The 19,165-nt window shown below is 68.4% G+C and carries 18 protein-coding genes; 12 read left to right on the top strand and 6 right to left on the bottom strand.

Annotated elements, in window-relative coordinates; all coding sequences use genetic code 11:
* From TSB10P1A_RS19745 to TSB10P1A_RS19705, 10 genes are all read left to right on the top strand, one after another.
* Nucleotides 1-456, top strand: a complete 456-nt coding sequence (locus tag TSB10P1A_RS19745) for a hypothetical protein (RefSeq protein WP_186389655.1) — start codon at nt 1-3, stop codon at nt 454-456.
* 18 nt (nt 457-474) lie between these two features.
* Nucleotides 475-1,182, top strand: coding sequence for a MotA/TolQ/ExbB proton channel family protein (locus tag TSB10P1A_RS19740; protein ID WP_186389654.1), 708 nt, complete (start codon nt 475-477; stop codon nt 1,180-1,182).
* The gene (locus tag TSB10P1A_RS19735; RefSeq protein ID WP_186389653.1) at nt 1,172-1,561 is read left to right on the top strand and encodes a biopolymer transporter ExbD; all 390 of its coding nucleotides are present in this window, start codon (nt 1,172-1,174) and stop codon (nt 1,559-1,561) included. Before TSB10P1A_RS19740 ends, TSB10P1A_RS19735 begins: the two co-directional genes overlap by 11 nt.
* The gene (locus TSB10P1A_RS19730) at nt 1,558-1,989 is read left to right on the top strand and encodes a biopolymer transporter ExbD (RefSeq protein ID WP_186389652.1); all 432 of its coding nucleotides are present in this window, start codon (nt 1,558-1,560) and stop codon (nt 1,987-1,989) included. Before TSB10P1A_RS19735 ends, TSB10P1A_RS19730 begins: the two co-directional genes overlap by 4 nt.
* Nucleotides 1,986-3,104, top strand: coding sequence for an energy transducer TonB (locus TSB10P1A_RS19725; RefSeq protein WP_186389651.1), 1,119 nt, complete (start codon nt 1,986-1,988; stop codon nt 3,102-3,104). Before TSB10P1A_RS19730 ends, TSB10P1A_RS19725 begins: the two co-directional genes overlap by 4 nt.
* Nucleotides 3,105-3,447: 343 nt before the next feature.
* Nucleotides 3,448-4,224 carry an extensin family protein gene (locus TSB10P1A_RS19720; RefSeq protein WP_186389650.1) on the top strand — a complete coding sequence of 259 codons (777 nt, stop codon included), beginning with the start codon at nt 3,448-3,450 and terminating at the stop codon, nt 4,222-4,224.
* 254 nt (nt 4,225-4,478) lie between these two features.
* Nucleotides 4,479-6,263 carry an alpha/beta hydrolase gene (locus TSB10P1A_RS19715; protein WP_186389649.1) on the top strand — a complete coding sequence of 595 codons (1,785 nt, stop codon included), beginning with the start codon at nt 4,479-4,481 and terminating at the stop codon, nt 6,261-6,263.
* A 126-nt stretch (nt 6,264-6,389) separates the two neighbouring features.
* Entirely contained in the window at nt 6,390-7,406 is a 1,017-nt protein-coding gene (locus tag TSB10P1A_RS23825) for an ABC transporter substrate-binding protein (RefSeq protein ID WP_244293194.1), read from the top strand.
* A complete protein-coding gene (locus TSB10P1A_RS19710) occupies nt 7,403-8,437 on the top strand; it encodes an iron ABC transporter permease (protein ID WP_244293193.1) in 1,035 nt (344 codons plus the stop codon). Before TSB10P1A_RS23825 ends, TSB10P1A_RS19710 begins: the two co-directional genes overlap by 4 nt.
* Nucleotides 8,434-9,192 (top strand): ABC transporter ATP-binding protein, encoded by a 759-nt coding sequence (locus TSB10P1A_RS19705; RefSeq protein WP_186389647.1) that lies wholly within the window; start codon nt 8,434-8,436, stop codon nt 9,190-9,192. Before TSB10P1A_RS19710 ends, TSB10P1A_RS19705 begins: the two co-directional genes overlap by 4 nt.
* 51 nt (nt 9,193-9,243) lie before the next feature.
* Here the strand turns inward: TSB10P1A_RS19705 and TSB10P1A_RS19700 are convergent, their stop codons facing one another.
* The 3 genes from TSB10P1A_RS19700 to TSB10P1A_RS19690 all read right to left on the bottom strand — a co-directional run bounded on the left by TSB10P1A_RS19700 (nt 9,244) and on the right by TSB10P1A_RS19690 (nt 14,719).
* Nucleotides 9,244-10,470 carry an MFS transporter gene (locus tag TSB10P1A_RS19700; protein WP_186389646.1) on the bottom strand — a complete coding sequence of 409 codons (1,227 nt, stop codon included), beginning with the start codon at nt 10,468-10,470 and terminating at the stop codon, nt 9,244-9,246.
* A 184-nt stretch (nt 10,471-10,654) separates the two neighbouring features.
* The gene (locus TSB10P1A_RS19695; RefSeq protein WP_186389645.1) at nt 10,655-13,225 is read right to left on the bottom strand and encodes a putative Ig domain-containing protein; all 2,571 of its coding nucleotides are present in this window, start codon (nt 13,223-13,225) and stop codon (nt 10,655-10,657) included.
* 666 nt (nt 13,226-13,891) lie between these two features.
* A complete protein-coding gene (locus tag TSB10P1A_RS19690; RefSeq protein WP_186389644.1) occupies nt 13,892-14,719 on the bottom strand; it encodes a phage tail protein in 828 nt (275 codons plus the stop codon).
* A 377-nt stretch (nt 14,720-15,096) separates the two neighbouring features.
* Here TSB10P1A_RS19690 and dusA point away from each other — a divergent pair, with 377 nt between their 5' ends.
* Nucleotides 15,097-16,116, top strand: a complete 1,020-nt coding sequence (gene dusA / locus TSB10P1A_RS19685; protein ID WP_186389643.1) for a tRNA dihydrouridine(20/20a) synthase DusA — start codon at nt 15,097-15,099, stop codon at nt 16,114-16,116.
* A 67-nt stretch (nt 16,117-16,183) separates the two neighbouring features.
* A complete protein-coding gene (locus TSB10P1A_RS19680; protein ID WP_186389642.1) occupies nt 16,184-17,014 on the top strand; it encodes a sulfite exporter TauE/SafE family protein in 831 nt (276 codons plus the stop codon).
* 4 nt (nt 17,015-17,018) lie between these two features.
* Here TSB10P1A_RS19680 and TSB10P1A_RS19675 read toward each other — a convergent pair whose 3' ends face one another.
* Genes TSB10P1A_RS19675 through TSB10P1A_RS19665 form a run of 3 tightly spaced genes read right to left on the bottom strand, consistent with a single transcriptional unit; the run spans nt 17,019 to nt 19,162 of the window.
* Nucleotides 17,019-17,735, bottom strand: a complete 717-nt coding sequence (locus TSB10P1A_RS19675; protein WP_186389641.1) for a TIGR02281 family clan AA aspartic protease — start codon at nt 17,733-17,735, stop codon at nt 17,019-17,021.
* A complete protein-coding gene (locus tag TSB10P1A_RS19670; protein ID WP_186389640.1) occupies nt 17,735-17,917 on the bottom strand; it encodes a DUF1289 domain-containing protein in 183 nt (60 codons plus the stop codon). Before TSB10P1A_RS19670 ends, TSB10P1A_RS19675 begins: the two co-directional genes overlap by 1 nt.
* A gap of 51 nt (nt 17,918-17,968) precedes the next feature.
* Entirely contained in the window at nt 17,969-19,162 is a 1,194-nt protein-coding gene (locus tag TSB10P1A_RS19665; protein ID WP_208987158.1) for an alpha/beta hydrolase, read from the bottom strand.
* Nucleotides 19,163-19,165: the final 3 nt, after the last annotated feature.

Below are 19,165 nucleotides of genomic sequence, written 5' to 3'. Positions count from 1 at the left end.
ATGGGACTGAGACTGGAAATCGCGGCGGCGGCGGCCTTGACCGCCGTCGCCCTGTGGGGCGGCCCGGCGCGGGCCGCCGGGGACGCTCCGGCTGACGGGGCGGCCCCGGCGGCACTTCACATCGAGCTGAACCGCGCCGTCGACAACGGCGCGGGCGGCTGCCGGCTCACCTTCGTGGTGCGCAATGCGACCGGGGCCGAGCTGCCGCAGCCGCGATTCGAGTTTGTGCTGTTCGACAGCGACGGGCTGGTCGACCGGCTGACCACGTTCGACTTCGGCGCGCTGCCGGAGGACAAGACCTCGGTGCGCCAGTTCGACCTGGCCGGGGCCCCGTGCGAGGGGCTCGGCCGCCTGCTCGTCAACGGGCCGGCCCAGTGCGGCGAGGCGGGCGCGGCGGCGCATTGCCGGGCGGCGCTGTCGCTGTCGAGCCGCACCGAGATAGCCCTGATCCGATAACCCTGCTGGGAACCGACCATGTCCTTTGCCGATATCCTGCGCCCCGTCACCGACTTCCTGGAGCTTGGCGGCCCCGTCGTCGCCCTGCTCGCCGTGCTCTCCGTCGTCGCGCTGGCAGTGGTGATCCTCAAGCTCGCCCAGTTCTGGCTGGAGCGGGTCGGCCGGCCGGGCCGGGCCGAGGCCGCCGTGCGCCTGTGGGGCCATGGCCGCCACCGCGAGGCCTGGCAGGCGCTCGGCGACATCCGCAGCGCTTCCGAGGAGGCGGTCGCCATCGCCTTGCAGGCGGGCGAGGCCGGCACTGTCGACAAGGCGCTGGTCGAGGAGGAGATCGCCCGGGCGGCGACCCGCCGCCTGCACGGCTTCAACCGCGGCATGAAGGCGCTCGACGCCATCGCCCAGATCGCGCCGCTGCTCGGCCTGTTCGGCACCGTGCTCGGCATGATCGAGGCCTTCCAGAAGCTGCAGGAGGCCGGCAACGCCGTCGATCCGTCGCTGCTCGCCGGCGGCATCTGGGTGGCGCTGCTGACCACCGCCGCCGGTCTGGCCGTCGCCATGCCGGTCTCCCTCGTCGTCACCTTCCTGGAATCCCGCATCGAGGACGAGAAGGTCGCCATCGAGACGCTGGCCTCGGCCGTGCTGCTCCAACAGGCGCGGGGCGCGCGCGCCGCCGACCCGCTCGCGGACACTGAGGCGGGGGGCTTCGAGCGGGTCGCCAATGCGCATTGAATTCGCCAGCCCGCGCCGCCGCCGCCTGTCGCTGACGTCGCTGATCGACGTCATCTTCCTGCTGCTGCTGTTCTTCATGCTGTCGTCGACCTTCACGCGCTTCGCGCAGGTCGATCTGGCGGCGCCGGGCGGCGGCACCGGCGGCGCGGCCGCGCGGCCGGACATCTTCGCCACCGTCGATGCGGACGGCCTCACCGTGAACGGCACCCTCATTGATCCGCGGGCGCCGGGCACCGCCATTTCCGCGCTGATCGAGGCCGGCGCCAAGACCGCGCTGCTGGTGCCGCGCGAGGGCGCGCGCGCCCAGGATCTGGTGAGCGCGCTGGAACTGCTGCGCGGCGGCAACGCGCTCAAGGTGATCGTGGCGAGGCCGAAATGATCCGGATCCGGCAGAGGCCGCCGAAGCGCCAGGCGGAAAGTACCATTTCCCTGATCAACATCGTCTTCCTGATGCTGATCTTCTTCCTGATCGCCGGCCAGCTCGCGCCGCCGGTCGAGCCGTCGGTGACGCTGGCCGAGACCGTCGACGCCCCGCCGCTGGCGCCGCCCGACGCGCTGTTCGTCGACAAGGACGGCGCGCTCACCTATCGCGGCCAGCCGACCGACATTGCCGCCTATCTCGCGGCACTTTCACCGGGCGTGCCGGCAGGCGAGGCGAGCGAGGGCGAGGGGGGCACCAGTGGCCCGCCCGTCATGCTCGCCGTCGACCGCGACCTTGGCGCCGCCCGCGTCCTGGAAATCGCCGAGGACCTCTACCGGGCCGGCGCCGGCAGCGTGTCGCTCGTCACCAGCGGGGTGGAGCGATGAAGCTGCGACCGCATCATGTCGTCGTCGCCCTGGCGATTTCCACCGTGGTTCATGCCGCCGCCATCGCCGTGCTGGCGGGCGGCGAGCCGGGGCTGGAGCTGGAGGGCGGCAGCGCCTTTCTCTCGGCCGAACTGGGCCAGGGCTTTTATGACGCCTTGCAGGCCGGCAGCGAGGGCGAGGTGACCGAGGCCGTCAGCGAGACCACCGAGGTGGTGACGCCGGTCGATGCCCCGGAAGGGGTGAAGGCGGTGGAGCACGCGACCGCGCTGGTGGAGAGCGTCAGCGAGGCGGAGGCGGCGCCCGAGGCGCCGACCAGCGAGGCGCTGCCGCCGGACGAGCTTGTCGAGGCGGTCGAGCCGCCGACAGAACCCGCGACGACCGAGCCGGTCACGGCCGAAGCCCTGACGCCCGAAGCCGTGACATCCGAGGAGGTGACATCCGAGGCGGTGCCGATGGAGATCGCGGCGCTGGCGCCCGGCCTTGCCGCGACCGCCGTTCCGACCGCCGTCGAACGGCCGGACGAGACGCCGCCGGAGACCGCGCCAGAGACCGCGCCCGTGCAGGCCAGCGTCGCGCCGCAGGAGGCCGAGCCCGTGCCCTCGACCGAGCGGCTGGAGGCGACCGTCGCCGTGCCGGTGCCCCAAGCCCGCCCGGCCGACCTCGAGGTCGCCGAGACCCGCCAGCCGGCGCCGGCCCGCAAGTCCGACACGGTCAAGCGGCAGACGGAGAAGCCGGCCCGCGCCGCGAAGGCGGCAAGCACCAGCGGCGCTGGCGGCCAGTCGAACGCCACCGCCAAGGCCGGCGGCTCCGAGCGGGCCGGCGCGTCCAGCGAGTTCGGCAATGCCGAGGCCTCGAACTACATGGGGCAGATCTATCGCAAGGTGAACCGGGCCAAGCGGCGCGGCAGCGTCGGGCGGCAGCGCGGCGAGGCGCTGATCGCCTTCGTCGTCGCCAGCAATGGCAGCCTTGCCGGCGTGCGGGTGGCGCGCAGTTCCGGCAACGAGGCGATCGACCGCGAGGCGGTGAGCACGGTGCAGCGGGCGCAGCCTTTTCCCCCGATCCCGCCGCAGGCCCGGCGCAACACCTGGACTTTCACGGTGCCGATCGCCTTTTGAGCGGGTTTGCGCGGCGAAACGCAATTTCGGGCCGATTTGAGAGGGAATTTTGCAAAATTCCTCTCAATTTTTGCAAGCGTACCCGCGCGATTTTCCGGCCGGAAATCCCCGCGCGATGGTCGGCCCGCCATCCGGCGATCCGGCCGCCGGTTGCGCCGCCGGATCGCGCCCGCTGCGCGGCCGGCGTCTGCCCGGCGCGGGGAAAGCCCACCGGTTGGCGGTCGGTTGGCGGCGGGAAAACCCTGTGCCGGACGACAGATTGCCGAACGGGTGCCATGATTTGCGGCCAGTCTTGCGGGGAACGCCGGGCCGATCGCGCCGCAGGCGGAGCGTGGACAGGCCCTTGCACACGTCACTTTTCGACAGGATCGCGTTTGCCGGGTGGCTCCGCCCGCCGCTTGCGCTCCTGACCGGTCTTGTCCTCGTCGGCACGGCGGTGGCGGCGCCGCCCCTGCCGCAACCGCGACCCGAGGTCGAGATCGCCTCGCGGCCGCAGGAGGGCGGGGACAACCCGGTTTCGACGCCCCGGGCCAAGCCGCCGCTATCCCCGGTGGAGGCGCCGGCGGCGGCGGGGATCGCGCCTGCGGCCAGCCCCTGCGCGCAGGCTCTTTCCAGCCTCGGCGCTCGGTTCGAGCCGCTGCCGGAGATCGAGGCGCTCGGCGCCTGCGGCATCGAGGATCCGGTGTCGCTGTCGCGGGTGGGCGCCATGGCCCTGGTGCCGCCGGCCGTGCTGTCCTGCGACACGGCGCTGGTGGCGGCACGCTTCGCCGCCGGGGTGATCCATCCGCTTACCCGCTCCACCCTGGGTGCGGATGTGGCCGAAATCCGGGTCGCGGCCTCCTATCATTGCCGCGGGCGGAACCGGGTGGCCGGCGCAAGGCTCAGCGAACATTCCTTCGGCCGGGCGATAGATATCCGCGGGCTGGTGCTGGAGGACGGCCGGGAATTCGCCGTCGCCCCGCGCCCGACCGGCGACGAGCCCGCCGATTTTCTGCAAAAATCGCTGCGGACAGCCGCCTGCGGGCCATTTACCACCGTTCTCGGGCCCGGATCGGATGCCCATCACGACGATCATTTGCACCTCGATACCAAGCCGCGCCGCGCGCCCTGGTGCCAGTAGTGCTCCGGCCTCGGCACCTTTATTCCCGTTCCGCAGGGCTGAAAGGGTCGGAAGACTGACCCAGATCAAGGAAAGTCCGACCATCTTGCGGAATACTGTCCCCGTGGCCGTCTCCTCGACCTGTCCGTAACCCCCCCCAACCGAACGCCGAGGCCGTCGTGACCAAGCGCCAGAAAACCAAAGCCGGACCGGGTTCCGGCACCGCCACTATTCCCGCCAGGGCCGCATCCGCGTCGTTGCCCGTGCCGGTCCCCATGCCCGCGCGCGTCCCGGCGCCGGCAAGCCCGGCCGAAAGCCGGGTTCCGAGCCCGCCGGAGCCTGCCCGCCACCTGCACGAGAACATGGACCGCAGCGTCCGCGCGGCGGCGGCGCGCCTGACCGGAGGCGTTTCCCCCCACGCCTTTCTCGGCGCCTGGGGCGACTGGATGCTGCATTTGTCCCGCGCCCCCGGACGCCAGCTCGATCTTGCCGAGCGGGCGCGCGACAATGCGATGAAGCTCGCCGCCTACACCCTGACCGGCGATGGCGAGCGGGCGCCGCCGCCGTTTACCCCGAAGAGTTTCGATCACCGGTTCGGCCATCCCGGCTGGCAGAAGGCGCCCTATCGCATCTGGCAGCAGAGCTTTCTGGCGGTGCAGGACTGGTGGGATTACGCGACCGAACCGCTGCGCGGGCTGGAGCAGCAGGACGCGGATCGCACCCGCTTCATGGCGCGGCAGGCGCTCGACCTTGTCTCGCCGTCGAACTTCCCCTGGAGCAATCCCGAGATCCTGGAAGAGACCGCCCGTCAGGGCGGGCGCAACCTGATCGAGGGCGCCGCGCATTTCGCGGAGGACTTCATCAAGACCGTGACGCAGCGCCACGATCCGGCGCCGAAGGGCTATGAGATCGGCAAGGATCTTGCCTGCACGCCGGGAACGGTCGTCTATCGCAACGACATCTTCGAGCTGATCCAATATACACCGCAAACCGACAAGGTTCAGGCGGAGCCTATCCTGATCGTTCCGGCCTGGATCATGAAATACTACATTCTCGATCTGTCGCCGCACACGTCGATGGTGAAATATCTTGTCGACCAGGGCTTCACCGTCTTCATGATTTCCTGGGTGAACCCGACGGCGGAGCAGGCCGGACTGTCGCTGGAGGACTACCGCAAGCGCGGCGTGATGGCGGCCATGGACGCGGTGTCGGCCATCGTTCCGAACGAGCGCATCCATGCGGTGGGCTATTGCCTGGGCGGCACCATGCTGGCGATCGCGGCGGCGACGATGGCGCGCGATCATGACGACCGCCTGGCCTCGATCACGCTGATGGCGGCGCAGGTGGATTTCGTCGAGGCGGGGGAATTGCTGCTGTTCCTCGACGAGAGCCAGGTGGCGTTCCTGGAAGACATGATGTGGGACCAGGGCTATCTCGACCGGCCGCAGATGGCGCGCACCTTCGCCGCCATTCGCGCCGAGGACCTGATCTACAGCCGCGCCGTGCGCCGCTACATGCTCGGCCAGCAGGATCTGCCGACCGATATCGGCGTGTGGAACGGGGACACCACCCGGATGCCGGCGCGCATGCATTCGCAATACCTGCGCGGCCTGTTCCTGGAGAACCGCCTGACTGCCGGCCGATTCGCCGTCGAGGGGCGGGTGATCGCGCTGAAGGATATTTCCGCGCCGATGTTCGTCGTCGCCACGGAGACCGACCATATCGCGCCGTGGAAGTCGGTCTACAAGACCCAGCTTTTCACCGACAACGACCTGACCTTCGTGCTGACCAAGGGCGGCCACAATGGCGGCATCGTCAGCGAGCCCGGCCATCCCCGGCGCCACTACCGCCTGTCGCACCGCCCGGCCGGCGCCCACTATTCCGGTCCCGACGGCTGGCCGGAGCGGCATCCGGCCCGGCCCGGCTCGTGGTGGCCGGAATGGGCGGCCTGGCTGGCGGCCCGCAGCGGCGGCACCACGCCGCCGCCGCGGATCGGTGCCCCCGAGCAGGGCCTGCTGCCGCTTGGCCCAGCGCCGGGCAGCTATGTCCATCTGGTGTGAACCGGTGCCGGCGGGGGGAGGGGGAGAGATGTGGAAGGATAAAAACATGAGTGAAATACTCTTGAATTCGCGCCCCCTTCAGGGTAGCTCTCGCGCATCCTCCCTCAGATGCGCGGACAGGTTTCCATGTCTTCCAGGTTCCCCCTTGCCGTTGCCGCCCTTGCGCTGGCGACCGTCGCTCTTTCTCCGGCCCGAGCCGAGCCGACCAGCTACCCGCTGACCCTCGACAATTGCGGCGTCGAGGTCACCTTCACCGCCGCCCCCCAGCGCGCGGTGGCGCTCGGCCAGAACAGCGCCGAGATCCTGCTGCTGCTCGGGCTGGAGGATCGCCTTGCCGCCTCCGCCTTCTGGCCGACCAAGGTGCTGCCCGAACTCGCCGAGGCGAACGAGAAGGTGAAGCTGCTCACCGTCGAGCAGCCGACGCTGGAATCGATCCTGGCCGAGGAGCCCGATTTCGTCGTCGCGCAGCTTCCGCTGCTGCTCGGTGCCGACAGCAAGGTGGCCAAGCGTGAGGATTTCGCCGCACTCGGAATTCCGAGCTACTTGTCTCCGGGTATTTGTACCACGCGCAGGGACACCGGGGATATTTACGGCAGCCGCCAGCAGCTCTGGAACATGGATCTCCTGTTCCAGGAGATCGACGAACTCGCCCGCATCTTCGATGTGGCGGATCGCGGGGCGCAACTGATTGCCGACTTCAAGCGGCGCGAGGCCGACCTGCGCGCCCGCCTCGGCAGCAACCCGGATCTCAGCTTCCTGTTCTGGTTCTCCAGCCCGTCGGTCGCGGACGATGCCTATCTGGGGGGCAAGAACGGCGCCTCCGGCTTCATCGCCGACGTGCTGGGCGGGCGCAACGCCATCACCACCGAGGCCGAATGGCCGACGGTCGGCTGGGAAGGCATCATCGCCGCCGATCCGACCGTGATCGTCGCCGCCTCTCTCGACCGCAACCGCTGGGATCTCGACAAGGCCGAGAACAAGATCGCCTTCCTGAAGGGCGATCCGACCGTCAGCCAGATGGAGGCCGTGCGCCGCGGTTATATCGTGACGATGAACGGCGCGGCGATGAACCCGACCATCCGCACGATCTACGGCGCGGAGGAAGTGGCCGCGCAGCTCGAGGCTCTCGGACTGATCAAGTGAGGATAGCCCTCTCGCGGGCCACCGCGCGGTTCGCACTGCTGCTGTTGGCGTCGCTGGCCGTTCTGGTGCTGGCGGTCGCCACGGCGGTGGGGATCGGCGAGATGCGGATCCCGCTGCGCACCGTCGCGCTTGCCGTCACCAACCAGTTCGGCTGGACCTCGGCCGACATCAGCCGGATCCAGGCCAGCGTGATCTGGGACCTGCGGCTCAGCCGCGCGCTGGTCGCCGCCCTGTGCGGGGCGGGGCTCGCCATGTGCGGCGCCATCTTGCAGTCGCTGCTGCGCAATGCCCTTGCCGAACCCTATGTCCTCGGCATCTCCGCCGGCGCCTCGACCGGGGCCGTGGCGGTGATCATTCTCGGCGTCGGCGCGGGGGCGGTGTCGCTGTCCATGGGCGCCTTCGCCGGTGCGCTGGCCGCCTTTGTCTTCGTCGCGGTGTTGTCCGGCGGCGGGCGGGGCGGCGCCGACCGCACCATCCTGTCGGGGGTCGCCGCGGCACAGCTCTTCAACGCGCTGACCGCCTATGTGGTGACGACCTCCGGCAATGCCCAGCAGGCGCGGGACGTGATGTTCTGGCTGCTTGGCAGTTTCGGCGGCGTCCGCTGGCCGGAGTTCCAGCTTCTGGCCGTGGTTCTCGTGTTTGGCCTCGCGGTCTGCGTGTGGCATGCGCGCGCCCTCGATGCCTTCACCTTCGGCGACGATGCCGCCGCCTCGCTGGGCATCGCGGTCGAGCGGGTCAGGGTCATCCTCTTCGCCGTCACGGCGGTGATAACCGCGACCATCGTCAGCATGGTCGGCTCCATCGGCTTCGTCGGCCTCGTGGTGCCCCATGCCGTGCGCTTCCTCATCGGTCCCGGTCATATGCGGCTGCTGCCCGCCTGCATGATGGTCGGGGCCGTGTTCATGGTTCTCGCCGATATCGTCTCGCGCAGCGTGATGGCGCAGCAGACGCTGCCGATCGGCATCGTCACGGCGCTGGTCGGCGTGCCGTGCTTCTCCCTCATCCTCTACCGGGCGAGGCCGGCGGCATGAGCATACGGGCCGAGAACCTCGTCTGGCGGGTCGGGCGCAAGACCATCGTCGACAATGTCAGCCTGCGCGTCGAACAGGGCAGCGTGCTGGGCCTGCTCGGGCCGAACGGTTCGGGCAAATCCTCGCTGCTGCGGCTGCTGTCGGGGCTGCGCCGTCCCGCCTCCGGCCGGGTGACGCTGGACGACGCCGACATCGCCCACATGGGGCGCCGGCACCTGGCGCGCCGCGTGGCGCTGGTCCAGCAGCATGCCGCGACCGACGTCAACGTGACGGTGGAGGAGGTGGTGCGGCTCGGCCGCACCCCGCATCGCGGGCCCTTGGCGGCCTGGACACCGGCCGACACACTGGCCGTCGAGACCGCGCTGCAGCAGGTCGACATGGTGGAGTTCCGCGGGGAGCGCTGGCAGAGCCTGTCCGGCGGCGAGCGCCAGCGTGTCCATATCGCCCGGGCGCTCGCGCAGCAGCCGCACGAACTGTTCCTCGACGAACCGACCAACCATCTCGACATCCAGCATCAGCTCGAGCTGATGCGGCTGATCGCCCGGCTCGGCCTGACCAGCATCGTCGCGCTGCACGATCTCAATCACGCGGCGATGTTCTGCGACCGGCTGCTGGTGCTGGACCGGGGCAGGGTGGTTGCCGACGGGACGCCGGCAGAGGTGCTGACGCCCGAGCTTCTGAGCGGCGTCTTCCGGGTGGAATGCGATTTCCATCGCCCCGACGAGCAGACCCTGCACATCCTTTTCAGGAAATAGCCGCAGCTCCAGAACGGTCCTTCACGCCGGGGAGAGCTTTGCGCCGGGCACTCAGCCTTTCGCTGCGCGGACCCTGCCCGAACCGGCGAGGGCCAGGAAGGCGAAGACCAGCGGCACGAAGGACAGCCACAGGATGGTGTTCCAGCCATAGGCGGTCAGCAGGCCGCCGGACAGGAACGAACCGAAGGCCATGGTGCCGAAGACGATGAAATCGTTCAGCGACTGCACCCGCGTCTTCTCCTCCGGCCGGTGGCACTCCAGCACCAGCGCGGAGGCGCCGACGAAGCCGAAGTTCCAGCCGACCCCGAGCAGGATCAGCGCCAGCCAGAACTGCGTCACCTCGAGGCCCGTCAGTCCGACGGCGGCCGAGGCGCCGATCAGCGCGAGACCGGCGGCGACGACGGCAGGGGCGCCGAACCGGGCGATCAGGCTGCCGGTGAAGAAGCTCGGGGCATACATGGCGATCACATGCCATTGCAGCCCGAGATTGGCCGATTCCTGCGACAGGCCGCAAAGCTGCATGGCGAGCGGGGCGGCGGTCATCAGGAAGTTCATCAGGAGGTAGGAGACGACGCCGCAGGTCACCGCGATCAGGAAGCGCGGCTGGCGAACGATCAGCGCCAGCGGCCGGCCGCCGCTCCGCTCCTCGGCCGTGGGCATCGGCAGGCGGATGCCGGCGAGGATAACCGCCGAGAGCGCCGCCACCGCCGCCTGCGCCAGGAAGGTCGCGGCGAACATGTAGGGCATCCACAGATACATGGTGTGGGTGACCAGTTGCGGCCCGATGACGCCGGCGAACACGCCGCCGGCCATCACCAGCGACAGCGCGCGCGGCCGCTTGTCGGCCGGCACGCAGTCGGCGGCAGCGAAGCGGAAGGACAGCACGACGGCCCCATAGGCGCCGCCGAAGAAGGTCGCCGCGCAGAACAGCCAGAACGAGCCGATGATCACGGCGAGGGCCGCCAGCAGGCCGACCAGCACGCCGCAGACGGTTCCCAGCAGGAAGGTCGCTCGGCGCCCGTGACGCTGTGCGATGGCTCCGGCCGGCAGCGTGCAGGCAGCCATGCCGACGACGAAGATGGTGATCGGCAGTGTCGCCAGCGCCGGCGTCGGGGCCAGCATATGGCCGACGATCGCGCCGGTGGCGAAGACGACGACGGAGTTTGCGCCCGCCAGCGCCTGAGCGAGGGCAAGGCGGATGACGTTGGCGCGGCCATGCTCGTAAAGCGGGGGCGAATAGCGGGGAGAGGCGGGGAGAGCCGCCACGGCGTCGGACATGGGCGCGTCAACCTGACTGAAAGAGATCCGGCAAGAGGACGCGGCAGTGCCGCGTCGCCGGCTGCAAGGAGAGTGTCACCTATCGCATAACAGATCGCGAAAGCGAGGAACAGGGATCACGAGTCTAGCACGCGCCTGCCCGCTCGGGGACAAGCCCGCGAGCGGACCGGCCGACGGGCCCCGCTCAGAAGCGGACGGCGACACCCACCCTGCCGCCGGCCGAGGACTGGCCGTCGCCCTCGATGTTGAAGCGCAGCGCCGCGTCGAGGCTCCAGTGGCCGCCATTGCTGAGCGTCAGTCCGGCTCCGACCGAACCGAAGGGACCCGAGCCGCCAAGGCTGGAATAGCCGCCGGTAAGGGCGACGCTCGGGGTCAGCACCAGCGCATCGTCGAGAACGTATTGGCGGGCGAGTTCGGCTCCAAGGCTGACCCGCAACTGCTCGACCGTGAAGCCATCCAGGCCGACGATATCGCCGGCAGCGTTTGTGACGCGGTAGTCGTCCACCTTCTCGGACAGATAGACGGCGCGCAGCTTCGGGGACAGCGTGGTCGTCTCGTCGAGATACCACTGGCCGGAGAGGGCGGTGTCGAACATCCAGCGGCGGGTGTTGAAGCGGCCGTCCCAGAAGGTGGTGTCGATGTCGTTGGAGGATCCGCCATACAGCAGGCTGGTGTCCCAGAAGACGCCGCGGCCGAGCTCGAACGAGGCATAGGGGCCGACAAGCCAGCCGTCGCCGCTCAGCCTCGAATTGTCGCGGGTCGGATCGCTCATCCGGTCATAGTGGAAGGAGAAGCCGATGAGCGCATTCTCCGTCACCAGATAGTCCGCGCCGGCCGAGAACAGCGCGAACGTGCCCCAGCGGTTGTCGTTCTGCTTGCGATTGTGCACGGCGAACGAGCCGTCGACCCAGACGTTGAACACCGAGGTGTCGACACCGAGGCTGCGCTCGATCGCATCGCTCGCCGCGGACATCTGTGCCAGGCTGGTGGCAAAGCCCAGGGTCATGCCGTGCGACGAGGGCTTCATGCGCATGCTGATGACTTCCCGCGCCGTCCGCATCTGCCGCCGCTCGCGCAGGCCCGGTATCCTGATCATGGTGCTGATCAGGTTCTGCCGTGTCTGCACGAAGCCGTAAACCAGACTGTGGATTTCCTTGGCGACGGCGACGGGACTGTAGCCGAGCGTGTAGAGCACGGTCCCAACGTTGGACGTGCCGAGCGAACTGGTCAGCGTGAAGCGGATCGTCACCTGGCCGGAATAGGTCGGATTGGGCGTGAACTTCAGGTAGAAGCCGATCGGGCCGGGGCCGACCTGGGCGAACTCGCCATGGACGATCTGCGCCGTGCCGGCCGTCGGCGGTTCGACGGCGACGATGGCGGCGGACTCGAACGGTCCGCCCGTCGCACCGCTCGCCAGATTGACGTTCGGCGGCGTCGACCCCGCCGGCACGGTCACCTCCTTGTCGGTGACCACGACCGTCTGTTCGGTCACGGCCAGCGTATAGGCCGCCGAACCCGTGACGTTGTTGGCATCGCTCGCCTGGATCGTGAAACTGTAGTTGCCTTCGGTGTCGACATCGAGGGGGCCGTTCAACTCGCCGGTCGAGACATTCAGCACCAGGCCGCCGGGCAGGGACCCCGCGATCACGCTGTAGAGATAGGGGCCGGTGCCGCCGCTGGCTGTGATCGCGGCGGTGTAGTCTTCGCCGGCCATTGCCTGAGGCAGGGCGCCTGCCGCCGGGTCCAGGGTGATGGTGACCGGGGCGGCATCGATCTGCAGCGAATAGGCGGCCTCGCCCGTGTCGGAATTGGCGTCCGTGGCGGTGACGGTGAAGCTCGCCGTCTCCGCCGTGGTCGGGGTTCCGGTGAGGGCGCCGTTGGAGGCGAGGGTCAGGCCGTCGGGCAGGGCGCCTGCGGTGACCGCATAGGTGTAGGGCGCAGCGCCGCCGGAGGCGGTGAAGGTCTCGGTGTAGCTGGTTCCGACCGTGCCATTGGCGAGGCTGCCGGCGGCCGGGTTCAGCGCGATGACGACGGGGGCTGCATCGACCTGGATGGAATAGGCGGCCGCGCCGGTGGCGGAGTTGGCATCCGTGGCGGTGACGGTGAAGTTCGCCGTCTCCGCCGTGGTCGGCGTTCCGGTGAGCGCACCGTTCGCGGCGAGGGTCAGGCCGTCGGGCAGGGCGCCTGCGGTGACCGCATAGGTGTAGGGCGCAGCGCCGCCGGAGGCGGTGAAGGTCTCGGTGTAGCTGGTTCCGACCGTGCCATTGGCGAGGCTGCCGGCGGCCGGGTTCAGCGCGATGACGACGGGGGCTGCATCGACCTGGATGGAATAGGCGGCATCGCCGGTGTCGCTGTTGGCGTCGGTGGCGGTGACGGTGAAGTTCGCCGTCTCCGCCGTGGTCGGGGTTCCGGTGAGGGCACCGTTGGAGGCGAGGGTCAGGCCGTCGGGCAGGGCGCCTGCGGTGACCGCATAGGTGTAGGGCGCAGCGCCGCCGGAGGCGGTGAAGGTCTCGGTGTAGCTGGTGCCGACCGTGCCATTGGCGAGGCTGCCGGCGGCCGGGTTCAGGGTGATGGTGACCGGAGAACCTTCCGAACAGCTCGCCGTCATCGTCACCGTGGCAGGATCATCTATATAAGCGGGGTCGGACGACTTGTTTACGAGCGCCTGGAGGATAGCATAGGTATTGCCGGGCGAAAACGTATGGGAGCCGCTGTCGGAGAAGCTGCCGACGAGATCCGAACTTTCGGAATGCACCCAATCACCTCCGTTTCCGACAAAGAAAGCGGCGTAGGTATGGCTGTTTAGGACGCCGCTGCCAGTAACCGACCAGGTCAGCGTTTCGCCGTCCGCCAGGTTGTACTCATCGAAGAAATCATGGTAGCCCGGTGGGAGAGAGGCTGAGTCGAAAGTTACTCCGGCACTCCATTCGCTGTTGATCCGCGCGCAGTCGGCCGAGAGCGCGTTGGCGTCGGTCGTGCCGGCGCAAAGGGCGAAACACAGGGTGAGGACCAGGAAAGCGAACTGGCCGAGCCGATGGCCCGCAGCCCCGAGGGCGGCATGAATGGCCTGCGCGCTACGGCTGCCCGATGGCATCGCGGTAGTAAGGGATGCGCGGAATGTCGCCGGCTTCCGCCTGCCTGCCGTGACCGTCACAGCTTCTGTGCCCCGCATGCCCTATCCCTGCCGTTTTGAGGGGATGTCCCTGGATCGCCCCCCGCCTATCGAGCACACCCGCGCCGCTCAGTGCCCGTCGAAATCCCTTGTGCGATGCCGCTCCCGGACCGGCATCCGCTGCCGGGCCGGGAGTCGTGAATCGCAAATCCGTCTACAACCTATCGTTAAGTCAATTTCTTGCGATGTTTCGTTGGCGCGGTCAATGGTTGCAACCACCGACCGCGCGGTTTTCCGGCGGGTGTGACACTACGGCCTGTCGGGGTAGAGGCCGTTGATCATGATGCAATAGCTCATCGCCAGCGACGGCGACTGGTTGGAGAAGGCAACGCCATTGCCGGTATTGCCAGTCGTGACCGCACCGCCGGTGATGCCGGACTGGTACGTGAAGCTGATGGCGCCGTGGCCGGCTGTGCCGGTCAGTTGCACGTCGAGGCCGCTGAGTTCCACGTCTGCGCTAGTGCTTGTGGATGGCGCATAGATGCTTGCAGCCGGAAAGCCTGTTGTGGGCGCTTTGGCGAGATAGGAATTGGCGGAGAGCGTTGGGGTGCCAACCTCATCCTTCGCATTGAGTTTGGCTGAAACGCCCAGCGTGCCGGCATCTGCCGGGACATTGACTGTCTGCTGTCCACCGCCCGTGCCGGTGAACGTTGCCGCGTGGTTGTGCGGCGGCAGGTTGGAGACGTTGAGGGTGGTGGTGGGCACGCCGGATTGCGTGGCAAAGACCTGATTGGGCAAACCGGGGCCCGTGCCGTAGTGGAGTATCGCCCGGCCGCGCAGATCGGGGAGACCGAACTGGCCGCTCTGCACGGAGCCGCCATACTGGGTGCCGATCAGGCTGTAGAGGGCCTGATTGCCGTTGATCGCGATCAGCCGTCCGTCGGCCGGCAGCCAGTTTCGTGGGCACCAGTTGAACGCAAAGGCGCAGACGCTGCCGATGTAGGATTCCATGTTGCAGGCCTGTGCCGGCGCCGTGCCGACGACGAGCAGGCCGCCGCCCAGGCCGAGCGTTCCGGCGATGCTGAGGGCGGAGAGCCCCCGGGCAACGGTACGATGCAGGTGGAGTTTGCCCTTCATGCCAGTCTCCTTCCGATTGCGCGCGGCCCGAATCGTGTCCGCACGGTGCTATGCTGCGCATCGGATTATAGTTTTTCTATCTAAAGTTGGTAAATATCGAACATTATCTCAATAGTTGTAATACGTAGCGTAAGATTGCAAAGCGGGATGCCGCCCAGCGGGGCGGATTTCGGGCGGCATGCTCGCGTGCAAGGCGCTGTCATGCCGCGCCTCGCACCGGGGAGGAGCGGTTGCCAGCCCCTTGGACGCGCGTGCAGTCATGCTTGAGACGGTGCTTGAGGCGGGCGAGGTGTGCGACGGGATGTCGAAAGCTGGCGAATTCGATCGCAAAATCGAGTACACACTCCGTTCCCAGGATGTTCGATACACGTAAAGCAATGAGATATCAGTCAAACAGACTGGCCGTGGCGCCGATGATGGAATGGACCGACCGCAACTGCCGGGCGTTTCATCGTCACCTGAGCGCCCATGCGCTGCTCTATACCGAGATGGTGGCGAGTGCCGCCGTCATTCATGGCGACCGGGAAAAACTGCTTGGCTTCGACGCCATGGAACATCCCGTCGCCTGCCAGCTCGGCGGGTCCGACCCGCGTGAGCTGGCCGAGGCCGCCCGCGTGGTCGAGGGTTTCGGCTATGACGAGGTGAACCTCAATGTCGGCTGTCCGTCCGACCGGGTGCAGTCGGGCCGCTTCGGCGCCTGTCTGATGCGCGAGCCGGAGCTGGTCGCCGAAAGCGTTGCGGCGATGAAGGCGGTGGTCGCCATTCCCGTGACCGTCAAGTGCCGCATCGGCGTCGACGACCAGGACCCGGAAGAGGCGCTCGACCGGGTGGCCGACGCCGTGGTCGCGGCCGGGGTCGATGCGCTGTGGGTGCATGCCCGCAAGGCTTGGCTGAAAGGCCTGTCCCCTAAGGAAAACCGCGATATTCCGCCGCTCGACTACGACCGCGTCTACCGGCTGAAGCAGCGGCTGCCGGACCTTTACATCGGCATCAATGGCGGCATCGCCAATCTCGACGAGGCCGAGGCGCATCTGGAGCGCGTCGACGGGGTGATGCTCGGCCGCGCCGCCTATCACGACCCGTGGCTGCTCGCCGATGTCGACCGGCGCCTGCATGGCGCGGCAAATCCCGTCGCCAGCCGGGAGGAGGCGATCGCCGCCTTCCGGCCGTTCATTCTGGCGCGGCTTGCCGAAGGCAGCCGTCCCAACCAGATCCTGCGGCACATGCTGGGGCTCTATCACGGCGTTGCCGGCGCGCGCGCCTGGCGCCGACGGCTGACGGTCGATGCGGTGAAACCGGGGGCCGGCATTGAAGTGCTGGACGCGGCCCTTGCCGAGATTGCCGGGGCCGGACTGGACAAACCGGTCGACGTGGGTCAGTTAGAAACCACGGGGTAGGCGACCGGCTGAGTCCAGCCTGGCCCGTTCCTCATTCCTTCCCGCGCCGCAGCCAGTGGGGGCTTTCATGGATTTGTCGTCGATCAACGGCGAGGTCATCGGCCTCGCGTTCGCCCTTGTCGCGTCGGGCGCCGTCGCGGGGATTCTCGCCGGCGTGTTCGGCATTGGCGGCGGCGCGGTGCTGGTTCCGGTGCTCTACCAGTTCCTGACCTGGCTGGGCGTCGACGAGGCGGTGCGGATGCACATTTCGGTGGCGACCTCGCTCGGCATCATCGTGCCGACCTCGATCCGCTCCTTCCTGGCGCACAAGCAGCGCGGCGCGGCGGATCTCGACCTGCTGAAGAGCTGGCTGATTCCGGTGCCGGCCGGCGCGGTGGTGGCCAGCCTTGTCGCCGCCTATGTCTCCGGCGACGGGCTCAAGGGCATCTTCGCCGGCATCGCCGTCATCGTCGGCCTGCGCATGCTGTTCAATCGCGAGAGCTGGAAGATCGGCAACGACATTCCCGGCAACCCGGTGCGGGCGATCTGCGGCGCGTTGATCGGCTTCTTCTCGACCCTGATGGGCATCGGCGGCGGCGTCATGAACAACACATTCATGACCCTGTTCGGCCGGCCGATCCACCAGGCGGTGGCGACCTCCTCCGGCACCGGCGTGCTGATCTCGATTCCCGGCGTCATCGGCATGATGTGGGCCGGCTGGGGCGCGGCGGGCCTGCCGGCGTTCTCGCTCGGCTATGTCAACATCCTCGGCGTTGCGCTGATCATCCCGATCACCACCTTCGCCGCGCCCTTCGGCGTCAAGATCGCCCACGCGCTGCCGCGCCGCTATCTGGAAATCTTCTTCGGCCTGTTCCTGCTGTCGGTCGCCGCCCGCTTCGCCTGGAGCCTGTGGGGCTGACGCCTTACGGCTCCAGGATCAGCCGGTCGCCCTCGACGCGCCAGCTCCTCAGCCGGTCCATTGCCGACATGCCGAGCAGGCTCGTCTCCAGCGAGCCAGGACGGGCGACGAAGGCGCGCAGGTCCGTCAAGGCGAAATCGGCGATCTCCAGCCGCTCGAGCCGGATGGTGGCGACCTCGGTACGGCCGTTCGCCGTCGACACCGGAACCGTGTAGGAGAGCGCTCCCGTGTCGATGCCGGCGGCGCGCGCGTCGGCGTCGGTCAGCGTCACCGCCGAGGCGCCGGTGTCGAACAGGAAGTCGACAGGGGCGCCGTTTACCCTGGCGGCAATGCGATAGTGGCTCGACCGGTCGCGGATGATGGTGATGGCCCCCGACTGCGGATCGGTGATCGCCATGCCGGGAACCAGCGTGCCGACGACCCGCCGTCCAACCACCTCAAGCTCGTCGCGCCAGGCATAGCCGGTGATCAGCAGGCCGGCGAGCGCGCCCCAGATCAGCAGGCTGCGCAGCAGCGCAGGCACCTGGCGCGGCGAGGCGAGCATCGAGCCGCCGATGACGACGAGCAGGGCGAGCAGCGCCACGATGCGTGGCCCCGCATCCGAATGGCGGCCATTGTCGCCCGGCATCTCGAAGCCGGCGAGATAGGCGATCACGGCGGCGATCATCACGGCGACGAGCAGGCCGATGACGACGAGGCCGGCGGTTTTTCCGCGAAACATCAACTGACCTCCACAGGGCGCGGTGCACGGTCGGCGAGCACGGCATTGATCGCCCGGCGCTCGGCCTCCGAGAAGCTCGCCCAGCCGGCGATCTCGTCGAGAGTTCTGAGGCAGCCGGTGCACAGGCCGCTTGCCGGGTCGATCCGGCAGACGCGGATGCAGGGGCTGTCGCTGCCGGTCATGTCTCTCGCTGGTCCTGTCGTTGCCGTGTCATTCGTCCCATGTGGGGGATTTCAGCGCTCGGACAAGACCGTGATCGGCATCGCCAGGATCTTCAGCGGGAAGGTCACGGCCGCCTTGGCGGTGTTGCCGACAATGTCGATGGGCGTTTCGGTCGGTCCCGATTGCTGCTTCAACTGGAGCGAGCCGAGGGCTTTCTGCAACTCTGGCGCCACCTGGGCGAGTTGCGCGAACTTGCCGTGATTGACCGGGTCGTCACCTTTCACATCGGTCAGGTCGATGACCACTGCGCCGAGCCTCGCCAGTTCCTCCTCGTCGCCATAGGCGCCGAGCCGCTCCCGCCCGCCGGCGATCAGCCTGGAGGCGGCGAGCGCCCGGTCGTCGCGCGAGACGAGGATGATATAGGGGCGCTCGGGCTTGCCGGTGCGGCGCAACTGCGCCTTGAACACGTCGACATCGACATCCGGCGCCGCCATCGCCATCAGCCCGATCTTGTGGGCCGGCAGCGGCTTGCCGGAAATGCGGATCTGCCGCCCGGTCTCCATCAGCACCCAGTTGCCCATGGAATGGGCCAGCACGTTGATCTTTTCCGCGCTGGAGGAGGCCAGCAGCCTCAGGGTCTTCTCGAGACTGTCGCGGGCGATCGTGGCGCTGTTGGTATCGTAGAGATAGCCGGTGACATCGCCGCTGGAGGCCCAGGTGAAGAGCACCGGCACATGCGGCATACCGCTGTCATGCGCCAGTTGCACCGTCCGGTAAAGCGCTTCGGGGAAGCGGGTGTTGTAGCCATGCACGAACAGGAAGACCTCGCGCTGGCCCTTGGGGCGCTTCGCCAGTTGGCGTTCCAGTTCCGCACGGAAGCCGGCGTCGTCGATATAGCCGGCGGAGCGCAGGGTGAAGTCCTTGGCCGGATCCCCTGGCGGCGTGGTCGGCCACTCGATCGATCCCGGCTTGTGATCCGGCGGCACCGAGACCGTGGCAATCGCGTGGTCCAGCGCGTCCGCGCGCTCGCCGCTGAACAGGCTGCCGGGGGTCGTGTCACGGGCACGGGTGGTGGCGACGAGGATCTCGTGCGTCTTTGCGCCCGGCGCCGTGGCGTGGGTGGCCACCAGGCTGCCGGGTCCGGGACGACCGGCACAGGCGGCGAGCATGAGCGCGGTGATCAGGACGAGGACGAGGCGGCCGACAGAAGAAGGCTTGGGCATCGCCGGGGTCGTTCCGTCCCAGGTAAAAGCAATACTCGACACGCC

Origin of the sequence: Stappia sp. TSB10P1A, assembly GCF_900185725.1 — a bacterium.
Classification (GTDB): Bacteria; Pseudomonadota; Alphaproteobacteria; order Rhizobiales; family Stappiaceae; genus Stappia.
The sequence above is the reverse complement of the archived record's forward strand: the minus strand, read 5'-3'. Positions and strand labels throughout refer to the sequence as shown.